The sequence below is a fragment of the Pseudomonas sp. GW822-FHT06B12 genome (genome assembly GCF_058799675.1).
This window is the reverse complement of sequence record NZ_JBXALR010000009.1, coordinates 142611-165558: the sequence shown is the minus strand read 5'-3', so window position 1 is coordinate 165558 and position 22948 is coordinate 142611. Positions and strand designations below refer to the sequence as shown.

General features: G+C 61.0%; 20 protein-coding genes. 8 read left to right on the top strand and 12 right to left on the bottom strand.

The window, feature by feature from the left end; genetic code table 11:
* The first annotated feature begins 3 nt into the window (after positions 1–3).
* From AC1RKH_RS20385 to greB, 3 genes are read left to right on the top strand one after another with little or no spacing between them, the layout of a single operon-like run.
* A complete protein-coding gene (locus tag AC1RKH_RS20385) occupies positions 4–690 on the top strand; it encodes an ABC transporter ATP-binding protein (protein ID WP_123427787.1) in 687 nt (228 codons plus the stop codon).
* A complete protein-coding gene (locus AC1RKH_RS20380; protein WP_493063243.1) occupies positions 690–3194 on the top strand; it encodes an ABC transporter permease in 2505 nt (834 codons plus the stop codon). The genes AC1RKH_RS20385 and AC1RKH_RS20380 overlap by 1 nt, the downstream gene beginning before the upstream one ends.
* A 34-nt stretch (positions 3195–3228) precedes the next feature.
* Complete coding sequence (greB, locus tag AC1RKH_RS20375; RefSeq protein WP_493063244.1) at positions 3229–3726, top strand: transcription elongation factor GreB; 498 nt, start codon at positions 3229–3231, stop codon at positions 3724–3726.
* A gap of 14 nt (positions 3727–3740) precedes the next feature.
* On the opposite strand, the gene AC1RKH_RS20370 is transcribed toward greB, so the two are convergent.
* The 3 genes from AC1RKH_RS20370 to AC1RKH_RS20360 form a co-directional block, all read right to left on the bottom strand.
* Positions 3741–4049: a class I SAM-dependent methyltransferase gene (locus AC1RKH_RS20370; protein WP_493063245.1), complete on the bottom strand. Its 309-nt coding sequence runs from the start codon at positions 4047–4049 to the stop codon at positions 3741–3743.
* A gap of 256 nt (positions 4050–4305) precedes the next feature.
* Positions 4306–4740, bottom strand: coding sequence for a DoxX family protein (locus AC1RKH_RS20365; RefSeq protein WP_493063246.1), 435 nt, complete (start codon positions 4738–4740; stop codon positions 4306–4308).
* 107 nt (positions 4741–4847) lie between these two features.
* Complete coding sequence (locus tag AC1RKH_RS20360) at positions 4848–6269, bottom strand: MltF family protein (RefSeq protein WP_493063247.1); 1422 nt, start codon at positions 6267–6269, stop codon at positions 4848–4850.
* 233 nt (positions 6270–6502) lie between these two features.
* On the opposite strand from AC1RKH_RS20360, the gene AC1RKH_RS20355 reads away from it, so the two are divergent.
* The 3 genes from AC1RKH_RS20355 (at position 6503) to AC1RKH_RS20345 (ending at position 9565) form a co-directional block, all read left to right on the top strand.
* Positions 6503–7312 (top strand): TatD family hydrolase, encoded by an 810-nt coding sequence (locus AC1RKH_RS20355; RefSeq protein ID WP_493063248.1) that lies wholly within the window; start codon positions 6503–6505, stop codon positions 7310–7312.
* A 206-nt stretch (positions 7313–7518) separates the two neighbouring features.
* A complete protein-coding gene (locus AC1RKH_RS20350; RefSeq protein WP_493063249.1) occupies positions 7519–9000 on the top strand; it encodes a methyl-accepting chemotaxis protein in 1482 nt (493 codons plus the stop codon).
* Between the two features lie 202 nt (positions 9001–9202).
* Positions 9203–9565 (top strand): terminase, encoded by a 363-nt coding sequence (locus AC1RKH_RS20345; RefSeq protein WP_493063250.1) that lies wholly within the window; start codon positions 9203–9205, stop codon positions 9563–9565.
* A 5-nt stretch (positions 9566–9570) separates the two neighbouring features.
* On the opposite strand, the gene AC1RKH_RS20340 is transcribed toward AC1RKH_RS20345, so the two are convergent.
* From AC1RKH_RS20340 to AC1RKH_RS20330, 3 genes are all read right to left on the bottom strand, one after another.
* On the bottom strand, positions 9571–10368 hold the full coding sequence (locus tag AC1RKH_RS20340; RefSeq protein WP_493063251.1) for an acyl-CoA thioesterase: 798 nt from the start codon (positions 10366–10368) through the stop codon (positions 9571–9573).
* 131 nt (positions 10369–10499) lie between these two features.
* Positions 10500–11267, bottom strand: coding sequence for a CHAD domain-containing protein (locus AC1RKH_RS20335; protein ID WP_493063252.1), 768 nt, complete (start codon positions 11265–11267; stop codon positions 10500–10502).
* Between the two features lie 96 nt (positions 11268–11363).
* A complete protein-coding gene (locus tag AC1RKH_RS20330; RefSeq protein ID WP_123427805.1) occupies positions 11364–11642 on the bottom strand; it encodes a hypothetical protein in 279 nt (92 codons plus the stop codon).
* A gap of 223 nt (positions 11643–11865) precedes the next feature.
* On the opposite strand from AC1RKH_RS20330, the gene AC1RKH_RS20325 reads away from it, so the two are divergent.
* Positions 11866–12906: a patatin-like phospholipase family protein gene (locus AC1RKH_RS20325; protein ID WP_493063253.1), complete on the top strand. Its 1041-nt coding sequence runs from the start codon at positions 11866–11868 to the stop codon at positions 12904–12906.
* A gap of 152 nt (positions 12907–13058) precedes the next feature.
* Here AC1RKH_RS20325 and AC1RKH_RS20320 read toward each other — a convergent pair whose 3' ends face one another.
* The 6 genes from AC1RKH_RS20320 to kdpF all read right to left on the bottom strand — a co-directional run bounded on the left by AC1RKH_RS20320 (position 13059) and on the right by kdpF (position 21085).
* Complete coding sequence (locus AC1RKH_RS20320) at positions 13059–13757, bottom strand: response regulator (RefSeq protein WP_493063254.1); 699 nt, start codon at positions 13755–13757, stop codon at positions 13059–13061.
* Positions 13758–13805: 48 nt separating this feature from the next.
* A complete protein-coding gene (locus AC1RKH_RS20315; protein ID WP_493063255.1) occupies positions 13806–16457 on the bottom strand; it encodes a DUF4118 domain-containing protein in 2652 nt (883 codons plus the stop codon).
* Positions 16458–16588: 131 nt separating this feature from the next.
* On the bottom strand, positions 16589–17134 hold the full coding sequence (gene kdpC / locus AC1RKH_RS20310; RefSeq protein WP_493063256.1) for a potassium-transporting ATPase subunit KdpC: 546 nt from the start codon (positions 17132–17134) through the stop codon (positions 16589–16591).
* Positions 17135–17187: 53 nt separating this feature from the next.
* Complete coding sequence (kdpB, locus tag AC1RKH_RS20305) at positions 17188–19260, bottom strand: potassium-transporting ATPase subunit KdpB (protein ID WP_493063346.1); 2073 nt, start codon at positions 19258–19260, stop codon at positions 17188–17190.
* Between the two features lie 17 nt (positions 19261–19277).
* Positions 19278–20987, bottom strand: a complete 1710-nt coding sequence (gene kdpA, locus AC1RKH_RS20300) for a potassium-transporting ATPase subunit KdpA (protein WP_493063257.1) — start codon at positions 20985–20987, stop codon at positions 19278–19280.
* 8 nt (positions 20988–20995) lie between these two features.
* On the bottom strand, positions 20996–21085 hold the full coding sequence (gene kdpF, locus AC1RKH_RS20295; protein ID WP_093421975.1) for a K(+)-transporting ATPase subunit F: 90 nt from the start codon (positions 21083–21085) through the stop codon (positions 20996–20998).
* Between the two features lie 405 nt (positions 21086–21490).
* Here kdpF and eat point away from each other — a divergent pair, with 405 nt between their 5' ends.
* Positions 21491–22855 carry an ethanolamine permease gene (gene eat / locus AC1RKH_RS20290; RefSeq protein WP_493063258.1) on the top strand — a complete coding sequence of 455 codons (1365 nt, stop codon included), beginning with the start codon at positions 21491–21493 and terminating at the stop codon, positions 22853–22855.
* Positions 22856–22948 lie beyond the last annotated feature (93 nt).

The window sequence follows — 22948 nt, the reverse complement described above, 5'->3', positions numbered from 1 at the left end:
TCCATGGGCGCAAGCATTCTCACTGCGCGGAACCTTAGCAAAGTGGTTCCCAGCGCGGAAGGTGAACTGACCATCCTGCACGAACTCAGCCTGGAACTGAACAAGGGCGACAGCCTGGCCATCGTCGGCAGTTCCGGCTCCGGCAAATCCACCCTGCTCGGTTTGCTGGCCGGGCTCGACCTGCCCAGCAGCGGCGAAGTCACCCTTGCCGGGCAAGCCCTGAGTCATCTGGATGAGGACCAGCGCGCGCGAATCCGCGCCGAACATGTCGGCTTTGTATTCCAGTCGTTCCAACTGCTCGACAGTCTCAACGCCCTGGAAAATGTCATGTTGCCGCTCGAACTGGACGGTCGCAAAGACGCCCGCGAACGCGCCACCGAATTGCTGCGCCGCGTTGGCCTGGGCCAGCGCCTGAGCCATTCACCCCGTCAGCTCTCTGGCGGCGAGCAGCAGCGCGTAGCCATCGCCCGGGCATTTGCCGCCGAACCCGATGTGCTGTTTGCCGATGAGCCCACCGGCAACCTCGACACGCACACCGGTGAGCACATCAGCGATTTGCTCTTCGAACTCAATAAGGAAAGCGGCACGACCCTCGTCCTGGTCACCCACGACGAACGCCTGGCACACCGCTGCCACCGCTTGATCCGCCTTGAAGCCGGCCTGTTGGTCGTCGCCCCTCTGGAGCCTTGATGGCACGTTTGCCGCTGTTTCGCCTGTTCAGCCTCGCCATTCGCCAATTGCTGCGCGATGCCCGCGCCGGAGAGCTGCGGGTGTTGTTCTTCGCCCTGCTGGTGGCCGTGGCGGCGAGCACCGCCATCGGCTACTTCGGTGCTCGCCTGAACGGTGCCATGCTGCTGCGCGCCACCGAATTCCTCGGGGCTGACGTATTGCTGGAAGGCAGCTCGCCCGCCCGCCCGGAACAAATACAATCCGGCAAGGAGCTGGGGCTGCAACACGCTCAAGTGGTGGAGTTTTCCAGTGTCATCGCCACCGACAGCGGCATTCAGCTGTCGAGCATCAAAGCCGTCGATGGGGTCTATCCGCTGCGCGGCCAGCTTAAAAGCGCGCCCGCTCCGTTCGCCCCCGAAGTGACCGGAGGAAGTCCGAAACCGGGCGAAGCCTGGGCCGAGGCGCGCTTGCTGACGGCACTGAACCTGAAGGTCGGTGACAGCATCGACGTCGGCATGAAAACCCTGCACCTGACGCGCGTACTGACCTATGAACCGGATCGCGCCGGCAATTTCTACAGCCTCACGCCCCGGGTGATGATCAATCTCGCCGACCTGACGGCCACCGGCGTAGTCCAGCCCGGCAGCCGGGTCAGTTACCACGAACTCTGGCGCGGCAACGCGGCGGCCCTGGAAACCTATCGGCAACTGATCAAGCCGGGGCTGGCTGCCAACCAGCGGCTACAGGACGCCCGTGACGGCAACCGGCAAATCGGCGGAGCCCTGGGCAAAGCCGAGCGCTACTTGAACATGGCCAGTCTGGTCGCCGTTCTACTGTCCGGCGTCGCCGTGGCGCTCTCGGCAACCCGTTTCGCCACCCGCCGCTTCGACGCCAGTGCGCTGCTGCGCTGCCTCGGTTTGTCGCGCCGGGAAACTCTGCTGTTGTTCAGCGTGCAACTGACGGTGCTCGGCCTGCTGGCCAGCCTCAGCGGCGCCCTGCTCGGCTGGCTCGCGCAGTTGGGGTTGTTCGCTTTACTCGGTGAGTTGCTGCCCTCCGATGTACCGCCGGGAGGACTGCTGCCGGCAGTCGCCGGGATTGGCACCGGACTGGTCGCCCTCGCCGGATTCGCCCTGCCGCCACTGGCCGCACTGGGTCGCGTGCCACCGCTGCGGGTGCTGCGCCGCGACATACTGCCGATCCCTTCAAGCACCTGGATGGTTTATGGCACCGCACTGGCAGCCTTGGGGCTGATCATGTGGCGCTTGAGCCTGGACCTGCTGCTGACCTTCGCCCTGCTCGGTGGCGGTGTCATCGCGGCACTGGTCCTCGGCGGCCTGTTGCTGCTGGTACTCAACAGCCTGCGGCGCCTTTTGGCCCGTGCGTCCTTGCCCTGGCGCCTGGGTCTGGGCCAATTGCTGCGTCACCCATTGGCGGCGGCGGGACAATCGCTGGCCTTCGGTTTGATTCTATTGTCGATGGCGCTGATCGCCCTGCTGCGCGGTGAGTTGCTGGACACCTGGCAGAACCAGTTGCCAAAAAACGCCCCCAATTACTTCGCACTGAATATTTTGCCCGCTGACAAACAGGCCTTCACCGATCGCCTGATTGAACTGTCCGCTCAATCCGCGCCGCTGTACCCGGTGGTGCCGGGGCGGCTGATCAGCATCAACGGCGAACCGGTTCAGGGTATCGTCAGCAAGGACACTGAAGGCGATCGGGCCATCCAGCGCGATCTGAGCCTGACCTGGGCTGCCGACCTGCCCGCGGGCAACAGCATCACGGCCGGCAGCTGGTGGTCGACACAACCGACTGGCGACGTACCCGGCGTTTCGGTGGAAGGCAAAGTGGCCGAGAGCCTGAAACTCAAGCTCGGCGACCATCTGGTCTTCACCGTCGGCGGGATCAACCGCGAGGCGCAGGTCACCAGCCTGCGCAAGATCAACTGGGACAACTTCCAGCCGAACTTCTTCATGATCTTCCAACCCGGCACCTTGAAAGACCTGCCAGCCACGTACCTGACCAGTTTTTACCTGGCGGCCGGTCACGACCAACAGATCATCGATCTGTCGCGAGCCTTCCCGGCGGTGACCATTCTGCAGGTCGAAGCCTTGCTCGCGCAGCTGCGCAGTATCCTTGAGCAGGTCACCCTGGCAGTCGAGTACGTGTTGTTGTTCGTGCTGGCGGCCGGCATGGCGGTGCTGTTTTCCGGCTTGCAGGCGACGCTCGATGAGCGCATTCGCCAAGGTGCGCTGCTGCGTGCACTGGGCGCCGAACGGCAGTTGTTGGTCAAGGCCCGGCGGATCGAGTTCGGCTTGCTCGGCGCGGTCAGCGGTTTGCTCGCCGCACTTGGCTCGGAACTGGTGAGCCTGGTGCTTTACCGCTATGCGTTCGATCTGGCCTGGCATCCGCATCCGTGGCTGCTGTGGCTCCCGGTGATTGGTGCGTTGCTGATCGGCGGTGCGGGCGTGTTCGGCACTCGTCGGGCGCTGAATGCCAGCCCACTGACAGTCTTGCGCGAGGGTTGATAGACTCGACACTTCCTAACCAAAAGAAACTGCAATGAGCCGCTATCGCCCTCCTCGCACCGCCGGCACCGCCCTCATCACTCCCGAGGGCGAAGCACGGATGCGTGCCGAGTTCCATGAACTCTGGCATGTACGCCGCCCCCAGGTGACCCAATCCGTCAGCGAGGCTGCTGCGCAGGGCGACCGCTCCGAAAACGCCGAGTACACCTATGGCAAAAAGATGCTGCGCGAGATCGACAGCCGCGTGCGGTTTCTTACCAAACGGCTGGAAGCGCTCAAGGTGGTCAGCGAAAAACCCAGTGATCCCAACAAGGTCTATTTTGGGGCCTGGGTAACCATCGAAGATGAACACGGCAAAGAAGCGCGCTACCGCATCGTCGGCCCGGATGAGCTTGACCTCAAACAAGGCCTGATCAGCATCGACTCACCGTTGGCACGGGCCTTGATCGGCAAAGCGCTGGACGCCGAAGTCCGGGTCCAGACGCCTACTGGCGAGCAGTTCGTGTATATCGTCGCAATCGACTATCCCTGAACCTCGGCAGAGCCTCAGCGACGGGTAATCAACCCTTGGCGAGCAACGCGCGTCAGTTGCTTGATCACTTCGGCCGCGTCTTCGGCGCTGGGCGACTGGATCACGGCCAGATCAAAACTGTCGCTGGCAAAACGCGCCAGCGATTCTCCGTCCTCGACAAACTGGATCAGGAACGCTGCCGGGCCGCCGGTACGACGTGGCCAGCCGTCCAGATAACGCAGCAGCGACGGCTGATGATTACCGCCAAGGAGGATTTTTGGATTGCGCTGGGTGAGGTGTGCCGTGATCGGCGCGGGACGTACTGGGGGGCGTAGTGCATTCATTGTGTCGTGTCTCTGCCTCAAAAGTCTGCATGGCAGGTGAGAGGCAACACCGAACCAGCGCTTTAGCGGTATTTCGAAGCCTGTTTCAAGCTTCTATCGGCAACTGAATAAGTCACCTGGCGCCCCGCAAGTAGCTGTTTAAATCGGCGCATGGCAAACATCCTAGAGAAGCCGACAGGACAGTGTCAAGAATCTCGCGCAACAAAAAAAAGCCCGCATTGTGCGCAATGCGGGCCTTTTCGTTGAGCCTGAACGGTCAGCCGGTGATGGCGCGGTCTGCCGACAGCTTGCCGGCGCCTTCGATCAATACGGCGATGCTACCGCCGAGCAAGGCCAAGGCGAACTCATAACCGTTGTTGGCCAGGAACAGACCGTTGTGAATGTGCACCGAGAAAATAGCGACCAGCGAGAGGAAGGTCAGCCCCAGCGCTGCCGGGCGTACCAGCAAACCGATGATCAGGGCCAGACCACAGAAGAACTCGGTACCACCGGCCAGAATCGCCATCAGGTGACCCGGCGCCAGGCCGATGCTTTCCATGTACTGCGCAGTACCGGCAATACCGTAACCGCCGAACATGCCGAAGAGTTTCTGTGAGCCGTGGGCAGCGAAGATGACGCCGACGAAGATCCGTAGAACGGTCAAGCCGTAGCCTGCGCGGGTGGACAGTACCTTGTTGATCAGAGTGCTCATGCTGTGTCATCCATTGTGAGGGAGTGCGTATGGGTTGGTCGCTATATTAATCAGTAAACTTCATGTTAAAAGCGCAAAAAACCCGCCATAACAATCAGTTTAGTCGATCATTTACGAGAGGCAACTTTCTGCCCCTGCGGCTCCAACGACTCCCGTTCCCGGTCATATGCCAAAAAGTATTTGTTCACACTATTAACATAGCTGACAGGACCCATTCCCACCTGCTCCATGGCAATGCGCTCGACCTGGAAAAACCACTGATTGGGGTTCAGGCCACGACGCTTGGCCTCGGCACGCATCCCCTGAACACGTTCCGGCCCGATGTTGTAGGCCGCCAGAACGAAAGCCATGCGCTCACGCTCATTAAGCTTGGGGCTGGCGAAAAACTTGCGACGGATCAGCGCCAGGTACTTGGCCCCGGCCTGCACATTGCTGTCCACGGATTGAATGTTATTGACCCCGACCCGCTGCGCCGCCGACGGGGTAATTTGCATCAACCCGGTCGGGCCACTGCCGCTGCGGGTGCTTGGCTCAAGCGCCGATTCCTTGAACGCCAGTGCCGCCAGATTCAACCAATCCATGCCCTGCTCGCGGGCGTGCTTTTGCAGGACCGGACGCAGCTTTTCCAGACGCTGACGGTCGGCCCGGGCCAGCGGGTAGTGAACCTGGTACAAGCGTCGGTAAATACGCAAGAAGGCTACATCCTGATCGGATGGGGTTTTATAGGCTTGCAGGAAGCGATCAATGCTCGCTCGCAACATCGATGCGTCGCGACGCACGAACCAGTACTCCTTGCCCGGCTCGCTGATGACCACCTGCCGGTCGAAGCGCAGCTTGGGCAGGATCTTGCCCCAACGCTCGGCGATCGGTTGCTCGACGATGGTCAGGTGAAAAATCCCGCCCTGCACCATCTCCAGCACATCTTCGACCGCCAGGCTCGGGTCGACCCACTCGACCTTGACCGGTGGCAGTTTGTGCAATGCGAGCTTCTGATTGATCTGGTTGATCGCTTCACCGGCTGCGCTACCGGTGGGCAGCGCCAGGGTTTTGCCGGAGAGTTGTTCGAGACGGGTGTAGCGGCGCTCGCCCTTGATTCCCACCAACAGCAACGGCACGTTACTGACAATCGGCTCACTGGTACTGACGGCGTAAGCGGACTGCGCATCCAGCAACTCCCCCGGCGCCACCAGGTCACCCTCTCCGCGCTGTAACGCGCCGAGCAATTGATCCTTGGCTTTGGGAATGATCTTGAGGGAGATTTCCTGGCCGTCACGGGCATGGCCATTGAGGTACTGCTCGAAGGCTCGCAGGCGATGGTATTCGACGCCAATGGTCTGGCCCTGGACCTCACCGGAGCTGTTGCGGCTCTGATTGACCAGCACCCGCAGCACGCGGCTGCCGCGAATTTCCGCCAGATCGCGGACCTTGCCCGACTGGACGGCTTCCACGGGCCCCGCCAACCGCGCAACCGCCGGCATCGGCAGCAGCATCGACAAACACAGCACTAGCAAAACCTGGAGTCGCGTCATCCGTTCTCCGGAAAGAATACTGTCCAACGTCTCGATATTTCGAGCAGTGGGTCGACAGAAACAGAGCGCCTGGAGCGCTGGCATAGTGCGAAAGATTGTAGCCACGACAGCCAACGGGCTTGTCGAAGCTCTCTTCCGGCATCAAAAGACAGCTTTAACTCTTTGTAGTTCTTGATTTTTATTATAAATCTACAGCTCTGGTATGCTTTCCGGCCAAAGGCTAGGGTCACACCATGCAACTCATCGACATCGGCGTCAACCTGACCAACCCCAGTTTCGCTGACAAACATCAGGCGGTACTTGACCGTGCCTATGCCGCTGGCGTCTGCCAATTGGTGTTGACCGGTACCAGTGTCGAGGGCAGCGAACAGGCCCTGGAACTGTGCCAGCAACTGGACGAAACCGGGCAGCGATTGTTCTCCACCGCTGGTATTCACCCGCATTCGGCCAGTGACTGGAATGCCGATAGCGCTCAGCGCTTGCGCAGTTTGCTTAAAGAATCCAACGTGCGTGCAGTCGGCGAATGCGGACTGGATTTCAATCGCGATTTCTCGCCCCGTCCGCAACAGGAAAAGGTGCTCGAAGAGCATTTGGCAATGGCGGTCGAGTTGCAACTGCCGGTATTCCTCCATGAGCGCGACGCCAGCCAGCGCCTGCTGGAAATCCTGCGTGACTTCCGCGACCAGTTGCCGGCCGCCGTGGTGCATTGCTTCACGGGTGAGCAGCGGGCGCTGTTCAGCTACCTCGACCTCGACCTGCATATCGGCATCACGGGCTGGATCTGTGACGAACGCCGCGGCACTCACCTGCACCCGCTGGTCCGCGAGATCCCGCGTGGGCGCTTGATGCTCGAAAGCGACGCCCCCTATCTGTTGCCCCGCAGCCTGCGGCCCAAGCCAAAGAACGGTCGCAATGAACCGGCGTATCTGACCGAAGTGCTGCGTGAAGTGGCGTTACATCGCGGCGAAAGCCTGGAAGACGTAGCCACTCACAGCACCGCTTGTGCGCGAGCGTTTTTTGGCTTGCCGTCGATCACCCGATAAACACAGTTCCCTTGTGGGAGCGAGCTTGCTCGCGATTGCGATCTGACAGTCAGCGCTGCGCTGAATGCTCCACAGTCATCGCGAGCAAGCTCGCTCCCACATTGAAATGGCGGGGCTTATTGACCCACATCAAAAGTCCCTTCGCTGAATAGCGGCACAATGCTGGCACCTTGCCAAAACTGTTTCCGCTATCAGAGAAGACCTCCATGGGTGCCTGGCTTAGCAACATTTCGCTAAAATACAAATTCTGGGCGGTCAACGCGGTCGCCTTCGTCACCACCCTGCTGCTGGTGCTGTATGCCGTGCAACTGGAGCAACAAGCGCGCAGCCAGGCTTCACAGCAGTCGGCCGTCGCTCAAGCGCGGCTGATCAGCAACTGGCCGGTCGGCCAGACCTTGCCTGAAGCCGGGCATTTTCTGAGCTTCAGCAAAGGCCAGACACCCACTCTGAACCAACAGCCACTGCCCGAATTGCACGATGCCAATGGCTGGGTCGAAATCAATGACATGCCGCTGTTTGGTGAGAACCCGTTGATGGGTGCCGAGGTGCTATCGCGTGCCAACGGCGAGCAGATTGCCGTTCTGGCCTATGGCCCGAGCCTGAGCCAGGTGTTCGGCGAACGATTCGCCAACTACGCGGCGGCCGTATTCATCCTGATGCTGGCGATGCTCGGCGCCTCGCAACTGTTGATTCGTTTTCTGCTCGCCCAGCTCAACACCCTCAAGGATGTGATGCTCCACGTCGAAAAAACCGGCGACCTGTCCGCTCGCGTGCCGCTGTCTTGCACCGATGAGGTTGGCCAGATGGCCAGCGCGTTCAATGCCATGCAGGCAGGCTACCAGCGCGTGGTCAACACCGTGGCCAATACTGCCCGCCAACTGGACGTCGGCGCGGCGCGTCTGGCCGCCAGCATGAACGACGTACGCCACGGCATGCTCGGTCAGCAAAGCGAAACCGATCAGGCCGCCACTGCGATCAATGAGATGTCGGCCACGGTCTATCACATCGCTCAACATGCCGGCGCCACTCGCGACCTCTCGCAAACCGCCGACACCCTCGCCGGCAGTGGTCAGGCAGTCGTCAGCCGGGTACAAAAGTCCATCGCCGGGCTTTCCACCGGGGTGCAGCAAACCGCCGAGATGATTCAGCGTCTTGCCGAAGACAGCCAGAAAATCAACGGCGTAGTCAGCGTGATTCACAGCATCGCCGAGCAAACCAACCTGCTGGCCCTGAACGCCGCCATCGAAGCCGCGCGCGCCGGGGAAATGGGCCGAGGCTTTGCGGTGGTCGCCGATGAAGTGCGCAATCTGGCCAAGCGGGTGCAGACCTCCACTGACGAAATCACCAGCATGATCTCGGCGCTGCAAGCCGGTACACGGGATGCGGTGGACTTTATGCAGGAAAGTTCGTTCAAGGCCGACGACTGTGTGCAACAGGCTCAAGAAGCTGGCGCCGCGCTGGCAGAAATCACCGGTGCGGTGGCGCAGATGCGTGAAAGCAATACACAGATTGCCGTGGCGGCGCAGCAGCAGAGCCAGGTCGCAGAAGAGATGAACCGTGCGGTGGTGAGCATCCGTGACGTCACCGTGAACACCGTGCAGCAGACGGTGGATTCGGCTACCACCAGCAATCAACTGGCGACGCTGGCCGGTGAGTTGAGCAAGGCGATCGGGCAATTGAAGCTTTGAGGGCCCCATCGCGAGCAAGCTCGCTCCCACATTTGATCGCATTCCAATGTGGGAGCGAGCTTGCTCGCGATGAGGTCAGACCCGTCAACATCCATATTGACCATGACCCCCTATCACTTCGATAGCCAACCTTGATTCGCCGCCTGCAATTGCCCCACCTATCCTTCAATCATGTGTTCAACACGGATCGAGGATTACCAACATGGGCAAACGTCACCCCAACCTTCCCGCCTGGCAATGGCGCGCCTACCCGCAAAACCACCAGCACCCGACCAATCTGGTGTTGCACCTGATTGCCGTGCCGCTGTTTATCGTGGCCTTTCTGTTGATCGTTTCCGGGGTGTTCAGCCTGAGTTTTCTGAACGTGGCCATCGGCGCCGTGGGCTTACTCGCCGCGCTCGCTTTACAACGCCACGGTCACAGCCTGGAGGCGCAAGCTTCCGAGCCGTTCAGTGACCGCAAAGATGCCGTATCGCGCTTGCTGGTCGAGCAATTCCTGACGTTCCCGCGCTTTTTTCTCAGCGGCGGCTGGTGGCGCGCCTGGCGCAAACGCCATCACCGCTAAAGGTCTTAGGCGAAAATAGTCACCGTCTGCCGGCTCAGCGCAATCAACTGCCCTTCAGCGCTCCACAGCGCTGCAGCGGCGTGGCCGTATCCATCACGGGCATGTTCGATTTCCACGAGATATTTGCACCAGTCCAGCGTGCTCAACGCTTGCAACGGCTGAACGAATTCGATGGTCCAGGTCAGGGTGCTGCCCGCCGCCGGTTTCTTCAGGTGCGGCAACAACGCCGGGGGCCAGGCATCCACCAGCGCCAGAATGTGCGCCTCAGTGACCGGCTCTTCCTTGACGTCGCCACGCAAGCGAACCCAGCCGCCCATCTCCCGGGATTTATTACCGGTGAAGGGCAAACCGCCGACACTCCAACGCATCGCCAGATGGCGCATGAACTCGGGGGTCACGCCTTTGATGTAAGGCAGTTCCTGGCAGTCATCCCAGTGCTTCATCTCGGGTGCCGGCTCGGCCACCACCTCGACCTCAGAAGGACGGGAAGCACCAAAGCTGCCCTGAACGAGGGTCACCACCTGGCCATTCTGCACGGCTCGCCCCAGCACCTGGCTGACCGCTTTGCCTTCGCGCAACACATCCACTTCAAAACTGATCGGTACACCGGGTTCGGCCGGGCCGACAAAGGTGATCGCCAACGAACGCACCGGGCGATCTGCCGGGACTTTCGCGCGCATGACTTCGTACTGCAAAGCAGCGACCAGACCACCGAAACTGGCGCGGCCCTGGGCCCACTCCGCCGGAATAGACAGCTCATGCGGCGAACTGCGCACGGCGTCGAGCAAATCTGAAAAGCGCATGGAAACCTCAAGGCAGGGAAAGGATTGAAGGATGTTAACCAGCCAGCGGCGCCTGTACAGCGCCTATTCCGGCCAAAGAGGCTGACAGATAGGCCGGATACTTCGGCAGCCTTTGACGAGCACGGGTGAGCTCAAGGTTTGAAACAAGCAGCGCTGAGCTTGTCGAGAACGCGATCGGCGCGGCCTTCAGCCTTGGCCATGGTCACCCGCCAGACTGCCATGCAAGGCAGCAAATCGGGCTCATGCTCGGCACGGGCCAACCATTGCCAGCAATCGTGCCAGTCACCGAGCGCTTCTTGTGCCGACTTGAGGCGTGGCATGGCCGCTGTGGGCAGGCGATCCAGTTCGGGGTAGGCTTCAATCGCATAGCGCACGCGCTTGATCAGCAGACGCAGGCGATGGCGGTCATGTGCGGGATCGTGCAGTGTTACATCCAGCGCGTTCCATTGCTTGGCCAGGCGCTTTTCGATGCGTGCACGCAAGCCTTTGAGCAAGTCTTGACGCTGGGAGGCGCGCAGAAAGCGCGGAAAAGCGTCGAGTATCATCAACAGCTGCGCCAGTTCCGGGCTACCGGCCACGGCCGGATAGGCTTGGGCCATCTTCACCATTCGACGCTTGGCCGCGTCCGCTTGACCGTGCGCCAGCAAGTACGCCGCCAAAACCTCACGGTCGCGCAACGGCGTCGTCAGGTTTCCGACGCCCGCCGCTGCCGCTTCGAGTTGCTCGACACCCGGCAAACCACGCAATGGCCGCAACAGGCTGCGCAGACGGCGAACCGTCGTGCGCAAGTCATGCAACGCTTCTGCGTCTGTGCTGGCGTTCAGGCGCGCTTGACAGGCCAGCAAACGCACTTCCAGCCCCAACACCTGAGCTACCAACCGGTCGACCAACACAGACATCGCTTTCTCCAACGTGACGAGCAACATTAGATAGCAAACTTTAGCCTATGCTGGCCATTAAACCGGGGACCCGCATTGCGCTACGTCAGTGCTGGTTCAACGCCCCGCGCGGGATTCGCGAATATAGAAACGTGCCTTCTCGGCTTTTTTGGAGCAACCCTCGTAGGCTTCGAACTGCTGCTGGGTCTTGGCCCCGGTCAACAGCGAAAGCGCCTTGGAGTAACTCACGGTGCCGGCAAAGCCTTCAGCCTTGGCGATGTCCAGCTCATGCCAGGCGGCGTCCAGTTGACTACCGCAACTGTCGCGGTAAGCGGTTTTACCCGCGCAACCGGCTAGTACTAACACGATCAATGGCAGACAGATCCAGGCTTTCATCAATAACTCCTCAGGGTATAAAAACAATCATGCACGTAAGACGGCCAACACCACAAAAAGTGCCTTGGCCCAGCCATGGAAACTATAGCGCCCGCAAGAATACCCATGTGCCGCCATTGAGTATTGAAAAAACGACGCTGACGACCCGACTCTGAGTCAGCATGATTGAAGCACGCCCCTGATTGGGCGCATTGTTGAAGCCTGTTTGATGAAGGGGCGAGTCATGAAAAAGCGTGTCGCGTTGGTGCTGGGCTCAGGCGGAGCCCGGGGCTATGCCCATATCGGGGTTATCGAAGAAATCGAACGGCGCGGTTATGACATCGCCTGTATCGCCGGTTGCTCCATGGGTGCCGTGGTCGGTGGCATCTACGCCGCCGGCAAACTCAACGACTACCGCGACTGGATCGAGAGCCTGGACTACCTTGATGTACTACGCTTGGTGGACGTGAGCTTTCGTCTCGGGGCGATACGCGGCGAGAAAGTTTTCGGGCAGATCCGCAAGATCGTTGGCGAGATCAACATCGAAGACCTGCGAATTCCCTACACGGCCGTGGCCACCGACCTGACCAACCAGCAGGAAATCTGGTTCCAGGAAGGCTGCCTGCACCAGGCGATGCGCGCCTCGGCGGCGATTCCAAGCCTGTTCACCCCGGTAATGCAAGGCAATCGCATGCTGGTCGACGGCGGCTTGCTCAACCCTTTGCCGATCGTCCCGGTGGTATCGAGCCATTGCGACCTGATTATTGCGGTCAACCTCAACTCGACCAACCAAAAGCATTATCAGATGCCGGTGATCCAGCGCCCCGCCGCGTTCAAGAGCCGTTTTAACAGCTTGATCAACTCCCTCGGTTCACGCCTGCCGTTCCGCCGCAAACAGGCCGAACAATTGCTGCTTCTGGAACAGGAAGCGCTGCTGCGCAGCGAAGCCGCCGAAATCAACCCCTGGATCGAATCCGCCGACCCCGAAGCGCAGCAACCCGCCGCAGCGCCGGAAACCGACGGCACGCCAAAATCCGCCACTGGCTCATTTATCATCGACAACGTTGGCCCGGCCTCGTTGTTGGACTTGATCAACCAGAGTTTCGAGGTGATGCAAACGTCATTGGCGCAGTACAAGATCGCCGGTTATCCACCGGACATCGTGATCAACGTGCCAAAGCGGGTTTGCCGGTTTTTCGAGTTCTACAAGGCGCCGGAACTGATCGCGCTGGGACGGGAGATTGCCCGGGATACGCTGGATCGATATGAGAATGAGCGGGATTGAGGATCTGGAGATTCTCGAGTGACTGTCCGGGCCTCTTCGCGAGCAAGCTCGCTCCCACATTGGTTCGGTGCCGAGCATAAATTGTGTGAACACTGAAGATTCACTGTGGGAGCGAGCTTGCTCGCGAAGGCGCCGGATCAATCAATACAGAACTAAAATCTGTCTTCACTCAACAGCCGATACCCCACCCCCGCCTCGGTCAGGATAAACCTCGGCCGGGTCGGATCGTCCGCCAGTTTCTGGCGCAGATGCCCGACCACAATCCGCAGGTAGTGACTGTCTTCGGTGTGGGTCGGGCCCCAGATGTCCTTGAGCAGTTGCTGTTGGGTGATGACCCGCCCGGCGTGGCGCGCCAGTTGCGCCAGTACCGAGTACTCCTTGCGGGTCAGTGCCACTTCGGCACCGTCCAGCAACACCCGTCGGTACGCCAGATCGACCGTCAACGGGCCGAACTTGAGCGCCGCTTCCGGGGCTTCACCCGCCGGAGCCTGCCGCAACAAGGCGCGGATCCGTGCCAGAAACTCCTGAATGCCGAACGGCTTGGTCACGTAGTCGTTGGCGCCACCATCGAGCGCTTCGACTTTCTGCCCTTCACTGGCGCGCACCGACAGCACCAGTACCGGTACCGTCGACCATTCACGGAATTCGCGCAGCACCTGCTGGCCGTCCATGTCGGGCAGGCCGAGGTCAAGCACCAACAAGTCCGGCTTGTTCAGCGCGGCCTGGGCCAGGCCTTCGGTGCCGGTGCCGGCTTCAAGCACTTTGTAGCCCTGGGAGGCCAGGCTGATGCGCAGGAATTTGCGGATCTGCGGTTCATCGTCGATGACCAAAATGGTCGCGGTCTGGCTCATGGTTTCAAATCAGGCAAAAGAGGTGGCAGAAGAGTAGCGCAGGCAACGTCAGGCTTCACTTTCAAACCCCGGCTGTTCCTGCAATGGCAAGTGGATGGTGATACAGGTGCCGCGCCCTTCGATGCCATCAGCGACGCTGATCCGACCGCCATGGGCACCGACCATGCCCTGACAGATCGCCAGACCGAGCCCGGTGCCCTGCCCGCCCCGATCACCACGGGCCGCGGTGTAAAACATGTCAAAGATCTTCGCCCGTTCGTCCTCGGGAATGCCCGGGCCCTCGTCGCTCACGGAAAAAAACAGCTCGCTGTCAGTGGCTCCGGCGCTCAGTTGCAAACGGCCATGGGCCGGCGAAAAGCGTGCGGCGTTTTCCAGCACATTGACCAGCGCCTGCTCGATCAGCGCCGCGTGCACATACAGCAATGGCAACTCGCCCGGCACATTCGCGCTCACCTGCAACGGCGCCAGCACCGCGCGCAAACGGTTGAGCGAACTGCCGACGATATCTGCCGGCGACACCCAGTCCCGCGCCAGCTTCAACGCGCCATGGCCCAGGCGCGTCATGTCCAGCAAGTTCTGGATGTAGCGATCGAGCCGTTCAGCTTCATCGCGGGTGCCTTCAAGCAACTCACGACGATCCTCCAGCGGGATCGCCTCACCCAACGCCAGCAAGCTGTCGATACTGCCGCGCATGGACGTCAATGGTGTACGCAAATCGTGGGACACCGAGGCCAGCAAAGCGCTGCGCAGCTGTTCGGTTTCACCGTGCAAACGCGCCGCCTCAAGGTCATCGGCCAACTGCGCACGGGCCAGCGCTTGAGCCAGTGGCTGACTCAACGCCGTCAGCAATCGCCGACGCTGACCACTGAGCTGCTGACCCTCTTTCGGGCAAACGCCGAGCAAGCCCAGCGGCCCGTCTTCGACCGACAACGGCCACCACCACCAGCGACCGAACGGTAAGGTGCCGGTGCCCATGCCGGCCGGTTGGTCATGCTGCCAGGCCCAGTCGGCGGCAGCGCGCTCGGCTTCGGACAACTGCAACGGGCCACCGGTTTCGACCTTCCAACCGCCCTGCCCGTCACGGTTAACCAGACACAACTGCAGATCGTTCCAGCCGACCAGGTGCTGCGCCGCCGCGCTGATCACTGCCTGCCGGTCGGTGGCGGCGGTAAGTTTGCGCGACAGGTCGAGCAGTTCGCTGGTTTCTTCCTGAGTGTCGCGCAAGGCTTCCAACTGTCGCCGCTGACGCGCAGCGAGGTTACCGGTGAGCGCTGCCATCAACAGGAAAAACAGCAGCGTCAGCACATCTTCTTCACGCTGAATTGCAAAAGAAAAGGTCGGCGGGATGAACAGAAAATCGTAAGTCAGGAACGACAACGCGGCACACGCCAATGCCGGCCCCAGGCTACTGCGTACCGCCACCAGCAATACCGCCGCGAGAAACACCAGCGAGATGTTCGGCAAAGGCAAGATACTCGACACCGCCCAGGCCAGACCGCTGGCCAATATTGTCGCCAACAGCGCCAGCGCATAGTCGAACCAGACCAACGAATGCGCCAAACGCTGACGCGGTTGATGCTGTTGCTCATCGCTGTCGAGGACGTTGATTTCCAGTCCCCGGGCATTGCGCAACAAGCGTGAGGCCAACCCGCCACCGAACAGTCGACGACGCAAACGCTGACGCGACTGCCCGACCAGCACCAGACTGGCACGGCGTTCGGCGGCGTGTTGAATCAGGGTTTTCGCGACCTCGCCAGCACGCAGCAATACCACCTCGCCGCCCAGCCGTTCAGCCAGTTGCTGAGCACTTTGCAGACGCAAACGCGATTGCTCGTCGCGCACACTGCCGTTGTCCACATGCACCAGACTCCACGGCAAATGCCGACGTTGCGCGACCCGACTGGCGTGACGCACCAGACGCTCGGCCTGGGCGTCGCCATCGACCCCCACCAGCAAGCGACCGCGCACGGCCGGCGCCGCCTGGCCCAACTGTCGATAACCGCGACTCAGATCATCATCGACTTGCGCCGCTGCGGTTTGCATTGCCAGTTCGCGCAATGCCGTGAGGTTGGTTTGGGTAAAGAACGCATCGATCGCCGCTCGCGCCTGCTCGGGCACATAGACCTTGCCGTCACGCAGTCGCTCGAGCAGCTCGCGCGGCGGCAGGTCGATCAGCAGCAGTTCGTAGGCTTCTTGCAGCACCCAGTCGGGCAGGGTTTCGCGCACCTGTACGCCAGTGATTCCGCGCACCTGATCGTTAAGACTTTCCAGGTGCTGGACGTTGACCGTGGTAAACACGTCGATACCCGCCGCCAACAACTCCTGAATGTCCTGCCAGCGCTTGGCATGGCGGCTGCCCGGCGCATTGCTGTGGGCCAGTTCATCGACCAGCACCAGTTTCGGCTTGGCCTTGAGCAGGCCATCGAGGTCCATTTCCTCAAGCATCACGCCACGGTATTCCGAGCGCACCAATGGCTGCTGCGGCAAACCGCCGAGCAATGCTTCGGTCTCCGCCCGACCGTGGGTTTCCACCACCCCGGCGATGATTTTCACGCCCTGGCGCAGCTGGGTGTGGGCGGCTTGCAGCATGGCGTAGGTCTTGCCAACTCCGGGGGCGGCACCGAGAAAAACCTTGAGCCGGCCACGACCATCGCGGGGTAAATCAGCTAACAGTGCATCGGCTCGGCCGGAGTCGCTCATGCTTGAAAGTCTCTGTTTGTCTGTTGTTCAAGTGGTGATTGCAAAACCGTCATCGCGAGCAAGCTCGCTCCCACAGGTTCATCACCGTCCTTGTGGGAGCGAGCCTGCTCGCGATTGGCGGCAGCACGGTCTTACAACTTCTCCAGCGCGATGTTCAGTTCCAGCACATTCACCACCGGAGGTCCCACTAAGGGTTGCTCGATATGCGCATCCAGCAACTGCTGCAGAGTAGACACCGGCAGGTTACGCGCCGCAGCAACCCGCGCCAGTTGATAGGCAATTGCCGCCGGTGGCAAGTGTGGATCGAGGCCGCTGGCGGAAGTGGTCAGCAACGCCAAGGGCACTGGCCCCTGGCCTGGCACCAACAGTTTGTTGGCGTCGTCGATCACCCGGGTCGCGAGTGCCGGATTGCTCGGCGCCAGGTTGCTCGCACTGCTCGAAACAGTCGCAAACGCGCCGGCCGATGGCCGTGGATGGAACCATGCGTCACCGACAAAATCCTGGGCGATCAGGGACGAGCCGCGTACCTTGCCATCGGCGTCACGCACCAGGCTGCCATTGGCCTGATCAGGGAACGCAAGCTGAGCGACACCGGTTACCACCAGGGGATAAGCGACGCCGGTGATCAGGGTCATCAGAACAAGCAGACTCAAGGCCGGACGGATCATAGTGGACATTTCAAAACCCTCAATTCAGGTGAACGCCGCGCCCTAGGCGCGGCGTGCAGCGGTTACACCAAGTGCAACGCAGTCAGCAGCATGTCGATCAGCTTGATACCCACGAACGGCACCACGATGCCGCCCACGCCGTAGATCAGCAGGTTGCGGCGCAGCAGGTGTGCAGCGCTCGCGGCCTGGACGCGTACACCGCGCAACGCCAGCGGGATCAGCGCGACGATGATCAAGGCGTTGAAGACGATGGCCGAGAGAATCGCGCTCTGCGGACTGGTCAGGTGCATGATGTTCAGCACACCCAGTTGCGGGTAGATCGAAGCAAACAGCGCCGGCAGAATCGCGAAGTACTTGGCCACGTCGTTGGCGATGGAAAACGTCGTCAGCGCGCCACGGGTCACCAGCAATTCTTTACCGATCTGCACCACGTCCAGCAGCTTGGTCGGATCACTGTCGAGGTCGACCATGTTTGCCGCTTCACGAGCCGCCTGCGTCCCGTCGTTCATCGCCATGCCGACGTCAGCCTGAGCCAGCGCCGGTGCGTCGTTGGCGCCATCACCGCACATGGCGACCAGACGACCGTCGTTCTGCTCATGACGAATGCGCGCGAGTTTCTTCTCCGGTGTCGCTTCAGCCAACACGTCATCGACACCCGCTTCAGCGGCAATCGCCGCAGCGGTCAGCGGGTTGTCGCCAGTCACCATGACGGTGCGAATCCCCAACTTGCGCAGCTCGGCGAAACGCTCGCGAATGCCCGGTTTGACCACGTCCTTGAGGTGGATCGCACCGAGCAACTTGCCCTCGGCACACACCAGCAACGGCGTACCACCGCTCTGGGCGATCTTGTCGATTTCCCGGGACATCGCCGGCAGCATGTCGGCGCGCTTTTGACCGACGAAAGCCAGTACCGAATCCACCGCACCCTTGCGATAAACACGACCCTGGTAGTCAACGCCGGACAAGCGGGTTTCGGCGCTGAACGGCACAACGGTCAGTACTTCAGCGGACGGTTCAGCCTGTGGATAAAGTCCGCGCAAGTACTCGACGATCGACTTGCCTTCGGCCGTGTCGTCGGCCAGTGAAGCGAACAGCGCACCTTCAGCCAGCTCCTTGGCGCTGACACCAGGCGCTGCGTAGATCGCGGTGCAACGACGGTTACCGAAAGTGATGGTGCCGGTCTTGTCCAGCAGCAACACGTGCACGTCGCCCGCCGCTTCTACTGCACGGCCAGATTTGGCGATCACGTTCAACCGCACCAGACGGTCCATGCCGGCGATACCGATGGCCGACAGCAAGCCGCCAATGGTGGTTGGAATCAGCGTCACCAGCAGCGCCACCAGGAACACCAGCGGCAGGTTGCCGTTGGCGAAGTGGGCGAATGGCTGCAGGGTCACGACCACCACCAGGAAGATCATGGTCAGGCCGATCAGCAGAATATCCAGCGCCACTTCGTTCGGGGTTTTCTGACGCTTGGCACCTTCGACCAGTGCAATCATGCGATCCAGCGTCGACTCGCCGGGGTTGGCGGTGATGCGCACCAGCAACCAGTCAGACACCAATCGAGTGTTGCCGGTGACCGCCGAACGATCACCACCCGACTCTCGAATCACCGGTGCGGACTCACCGGTAATCGCCGCTTCGTTGACCGCGGCGATACCTTCGATGACCTCACCGTCACCAGGAATCATCTCCCCGGCTACGACACGGACCACATCACCTTTGCGCAGGCTGACCGCGGGCACTACCTGAAAGCTGCCATCGGCTTTTTTACGCCGAGCGCTCAAGCCTTCGCTACCGGCCTTGAGGCTATCGGCGCGGGCCTTGCCGCGACCTTCGGCCAAGGCTTCAGCGAAGTTCGCGAACAACACGGTGAACCACAGCCACAGGGCGATTTGTGCCGCCACAAAGGTCGGCACTGCCGGGTCTGGCATCACGCACAACACGGTGGTGAGGATCGCGGTCAGTTCGACCACCAGCATCACCGGCGAACGCTTCAATTGCCGTGGGTCGAGCTTGACGAAGGCTTGCACCAGCGCCGGCCGCCACAGGGCCGAGATCGCGGTTTTCGGTTGCTCGACTGGTTGAGCCGGCACAGCGTGCGGTGCGGTTTTTTTCGATACACGAACGGGCATATTCATCATCAAATCCCTCAGCTCTTCAGCCCAAAAGCAGCCATGCTCAAATGTTCAGCGATAGGGCCCAACGCCAGGGTCGGCAGGAAGGTCAGGCCACCCACCAGCAAAATGGTCACGGTCAGCAAAGTGACGAACAGCGGGCCATGGGTCGGGAAGCTGTTCTGGCCAATCGGTGCGGTTTTCTTCATTGCCAGGCTGCCAGCCAGGGCCAGTACCGGGAGGATGTAACCGAAGCGCCCGATCAACATGCCCAGACCCAGCATCAGGTTGTGGAATGGCGTGTTGGCGTTCAGGCCGCCGAATGCCGAACCGTTGTTGGCGCTGGCCGAGGTGTAGGCATATAGCAGTTGGCTGAAACCGTGGGGGCCGGGGTTACTGATGGTTCCCGCAGGGCCAGGCAGGCTCGCCGCAATCGCGCCTAGCACCAGCACACCGACCGGCATCACCAGCAAGGTTACGACCAGCAACTGGACTTCCTTGGCTTGCAGCTTCTTGCCGAGGTATTCCGGTGTACGCCCGATCATCAGACCGGCGAGGAACACCGCGATCAGCACGTTGAGCAACATGCCGTAGAGGCCGGCGCCGACGCCGCCGAAGATCACTTCGCCGACCATCATGTTGATCAGCGCGACCATGCCGCTCAGCGGGTTGAGGCTGTCGTGCATGCCGTTGACCGAACCGTTGGAGGCCGCAGTGGTCGTTACCGACCACAGCACCGTGGCGGTCGTGCCGAAACGTGCTTCCTTGCCTTCCAGCGGTGCAGTCTGTTCGACAGCAACGTTGTTCAGGGTCGGGTTCGGCTGGTATTCAGCCCACAGCGACACCGCACCACCGATCAGGAACAGCGCGAGCATGCAGGCGATGATCGCCCGGCTCTGACGCAGGTCCTTGACGTAATGGCCGAAGGTGAACACCAGCGCCACCGGGATCAGGATGATCGATGTGACTTCGAACAGGTTGCTCCAGGCTGTCGGGTTCTCGAACGGATGTGCCGAGTTGACGCCGAAGAAGCCGCCGCCGTTGGTGCCCAGTTGCTTGATCGCAATCTGGCTGGCCGCAGGACCCAGTGGAATGACTTGATCCACGCCCTGCATCGTCAGCGCATTCACATAGTGCGCGAAGGTTTGTGGCACACCCTGCCAGACCAGGAACAGCGCCAGCAGCAGGCACAGCGGCACCAGACCGTAGAGGGTGGCGCGGGTCATGTCGACCCAGAAGTTACCCAGGGTTTGTGCCGATTTGCGCCCAATACCACGGCACAAGGCGACCAACACGGCCAGGCCAGTGGCGGCGCTGACGAAGTTTTGCACGGTAAGGCCGACCATCTGGCTCAGGTAGCTCAGGGACGCTTCACCGCTGTAGGACTGCCAGTTGGTGTTGGTCATGAAGCTCACGGCAGTGTTGAACGCCTGCGTCCACTCCTGCCCCGGCAGGTTTTGCGGGTTGAGTGGCAAGTAGTCCTGGAACAACAGGATCGCGAACAACAGCAAAAAGCCCGCGAGGTTGAACGCGAGCAACGCCAGGGTGTATTTCTGCCAGCTCTGTTCGCTCTGCGGGTCGACCCCGGCTACACGATAACAACCGCGCTCCACGGGCCCGAGGATCGGCGTCAACCAGGTGCGCTGGCCTTCCATCACCTTGTAGTAAAAACGCCCCAGGAACGGTGCCGGAATCAGCACCACGGCGAAGAAGGCGAGGATCAGCCAATAGTCATAACTGTGCATAGCTGCTCCTAGTTCTGATCCGCGCGCAACAGCGCAACCAGTAGATAAATGAACAGTCCCACCGCCAACAGCAGGGACACCCCGTCCAGAACGCTCATGGAATTTCTCCGTCGTACGGCGATTGCCGCGTGTGCAGCAATTGTCCGCAGGAAGGCTGTAAAGGAACGAGAGCGAGGGGTTGGGCGCGGCATAAAGAAAGCGTAAAGACTGGCTTTACGCGGGAGTTACAGCGGTGTGCCGACTGACCTCATCGCGGGCAAGCCCGCTCCCACAGGGGGTCCGCGGTGCATCGACAATCGGATGCTCATGTGGGAGCGAGCTTGCTCGCGAAGGCGGCAGAACAGGTACCGCGGCTCCCAACTGGCGCACTAAAATGCGTGCATCCATTACCGAACATCCTCGATACGACAGCTTTCTGCGCTTTACGACGCCCAAAGCCGACATGGCACGCCCACTGCACACGCCCTCCCCCGAGCTTTTCCACACCTCTGCGGGAGAAACGCATGAACACACAACTCAAACCCACGCTGGGCACCCTGCATTTATGGGGTATCGCGGTCGGGCTGGTGATTTCCGGCGAGTACTTTGGCTGGAGCTACGGCTGGGGCGTGGCCGGGACTCTCGGCTTTCTGGTGACCTCGTTCATGGTCGCGACCATGTACACCTGCTTCATTTTCAGCTTCACCGAACTGACCACGGCCATCCCTCACGCAGGCGGGCCTTTTGCCTACAGCCGCCGCGCCTTCGGTGAAAAAGGCGGACTGATCGCCGGCCTGGCGACGCTGATCGAGTTCGTCTTCGCGCCACCGGCCATTGCCCTGGCCATTGGCGCCTACCTGAACGTGCAGTTCCCCGCCCTCGACCCGAAACACGCGGCGGTCGGCGCCTATATCGTGTTCATGGGCCTGAACATCCTCGGCGTGAAACTGGCGGCGACCTTCGAACTGGTGGTCTGTGTGCTGGCCGTCGTCGAGTTGCTGGTGTTCATGGGCGTGGTCGCCCCGGCGTTCAGCTTCAGCAATTTCGCCCTCAATGGCTGGGCCGGCTCCGATGTGTTCAGTGCACCGGCAATCGCCGGGATGTTCGCGGCGATTCCCTTTGCGATCTGGTTCTTCCTCGCCATTGAAGGCGCGGCCATGGCCGCCGAAGAAGCCAAGGACCCGAAACGGACGATTCCCAAGGCCTACATCAGCGGCATTCTGACCCTGGTGTTGCTGGCCATGGGTGTGATGTTCTTTGCCGGTGGCGTGGGTGACTGGCGGACCCTGGCGAACATCAACGATCCGTTGCCGCAAGCGATGAAAGTCGTGGTCGGTGAAAGCTCCGGCTGGCTGCACATGCTGGTGTGGATTGGCCTGTTCGGGCTGGTGGCGAGCTTCCACGGGATCATCCTTGGTTACTCGCGCCAGTTCTTCGCCCTGGCCCGCGCAGGTTACCTGCCGACGTATCTGGCCAAGCTGTCACGCTTCCAGACACCACACCGGGCAATCATCGCCGGCGGCCTGATCGGTATCGCGGCAATCTACAGCGACGGCTTGATCAACCTCGGCGGCATGACCCTGACCGCGGCAATGATCACCATGGCGGTATTCGGCGCCATCGTGATGTACATCATGAGCATGCTCAGCCTGTTCAAACTGCGCAACACCGAGCCGCTACTGGAGCGCACCTTTCGCGCCCCGGGTTATCCGATCGTGCCAGGCATTGCGCTGTTCCTGGCGGTGGTCTGCCTGGTGGCGATGGCCTGGTTCAACGCGCTGATCGGGGCGATCTTCCTCGGTTTCATGGCCGTCGGTTTTGTCTACTTCCTGTTCACCGCGCAGCTGCGGGCCGACGCCCCGGCCGATGCGATGTTGACCGGTCTTTGATGAGGTGACCCAGGCAGAACAGGCCTAGAATGGAACCACTGAGAAACGTCGTGACTCAAAGTGGACAGGCACGGCGTTGACGCGAAACCATTC

Coding starts and splice junctions, on each gene's coding strand:
- greB (WP_493063244.1), top strand. CDS start 3,229: ATGAGCCGCTATCGCCCTCCTCGCACCGCCGGCACCGCCCTCATCACT.
- AC1RKH_RS20360 (WP_493063247.1), bottom strand. CDS start 6,269: ATGACGCGACTCCAGGTTTTGCTAGTGCTGTGTTTGTCGATGCTGCTG.
- kdpC (WP_493063256.1), bottom strand. CDS start 17,134: ATGTCCACTATGATCCGTCCGGCCTTGAGTCTGCTTGTTCTGATGACC.
- eat (WP_493063258.1), top strand. CDS start 21,491: ATGAACACACAACTCAAACCCACGCTGGGCACCCTGCATTTATGGGGT.
- AC1RKH_RS20335 (WP_493063252.1), bottom strand. CDS start 11,267: ATGTCTGTGTTGGTCGACCGGTTGGTAGCTCAGGTGTTGGGGCTGGAA.
- AC1RKH_RS20350 (WP_493063249.1), top strand. CDS start 7,519: ATGGGTGCCTGGCTTAGCAACATTTCGCTAAAATACAAATTCTGGGCG.
- AC1RKH_RS20365 (WP_493063246.1), bottom strand. CDS start 4,740: ATGAGCACTCTGATCAACAAGGTACTGTCCACCCGCGCAGGCTACGGC.
- AC1RKH_RS20320 (WP_493063254.1), bottom strand. CDS start 13,757: ATGAGCCAGACCGCGACCATTTTGGTCATCGACGATGAACCGCAGATC.
- AC1RKH_RS20370 (WP_493063245.1), bottom strand. CDS start 4,049: ATGAATGCACTACGCCCCCCAGTACGTCCCGCGCCGATCACGGCACAC.
- AC1RKH_RS20355 (WP_493063248.1), top strand. CDS start 6,503: ATGCAACTCATCGACATCGGCGTCAACCTGACCAACCCCAGTTTCGCT.
- AC1RKH_RS20315 (WP_493063255.1), bottom strand. CDS start 16,457: ATGAGCGACTCCGGCCGAGCCGATGCACTGTTAGCTGATTTACCCCGC.
- AC1RKH_RS20325 (WP_493063253.1), top strand. CDS start 11,866: ATGAAAAAGCGTGTCGCGTTGGTGCTGGGCTCAGGCGGAGCCCGGGGC.
- kdpB (WP_493063346.1), bottom strand. CDS start 19,260: ATGCCCGTTCGTGTATCGAAAAAAACCGCACCGCACGCTGTGCCGGCT.
- AC1RKH_RS20340 (WP_493063251.1), bottom strand. CDS start 10,368: ATGCGCTTTTCAGATTTGCTCGACGCCGTGCGCAGTTCGCCGCATGAG.
- kdpA (WP_493063257.1), bottom strand. CDS start 20,987: ATGCACAGTTATGACTATTGGCTGATCCTCGCCTTCTTCGCCGTGGTG.
- AC1RKH_RS20380 (WP_493063243.1), top strand. CDS start 690: ATGGCACGTTTGCCGCTGTTTCGCCTGTTCAGCCTCGCCATTCGCCAA.
- AC1RKH_RS20345 (WP_493063250.1), top strand. CDS start 9,203: ATGGGCAAACGTCACCCCAACCTTCCCGCCTGGCAATGGCGCGCCTAC.
- AC1RKH_RS20385 (WP_123427787.1), top strand. CDS start 4: ATGGGCGCAAGCATTCTCACTGCGCGGAACCTTAGCAAAGTGGTTCCC.
- AC1RKH_RS20330 (WP_123427805.1), bottom strand. CDS start 11,642: ATGAAAGCCTGGATCTGTCTGCCATTGATCGTGTTAGTACTAGCCGGT.
- kdpF (WP_093421975.1), bottom strand. CDS start 21,085: ATGAGCGTTCTGGACGGGGTGTCCCTGCTGTTGGCGGTGGGACTGTTC.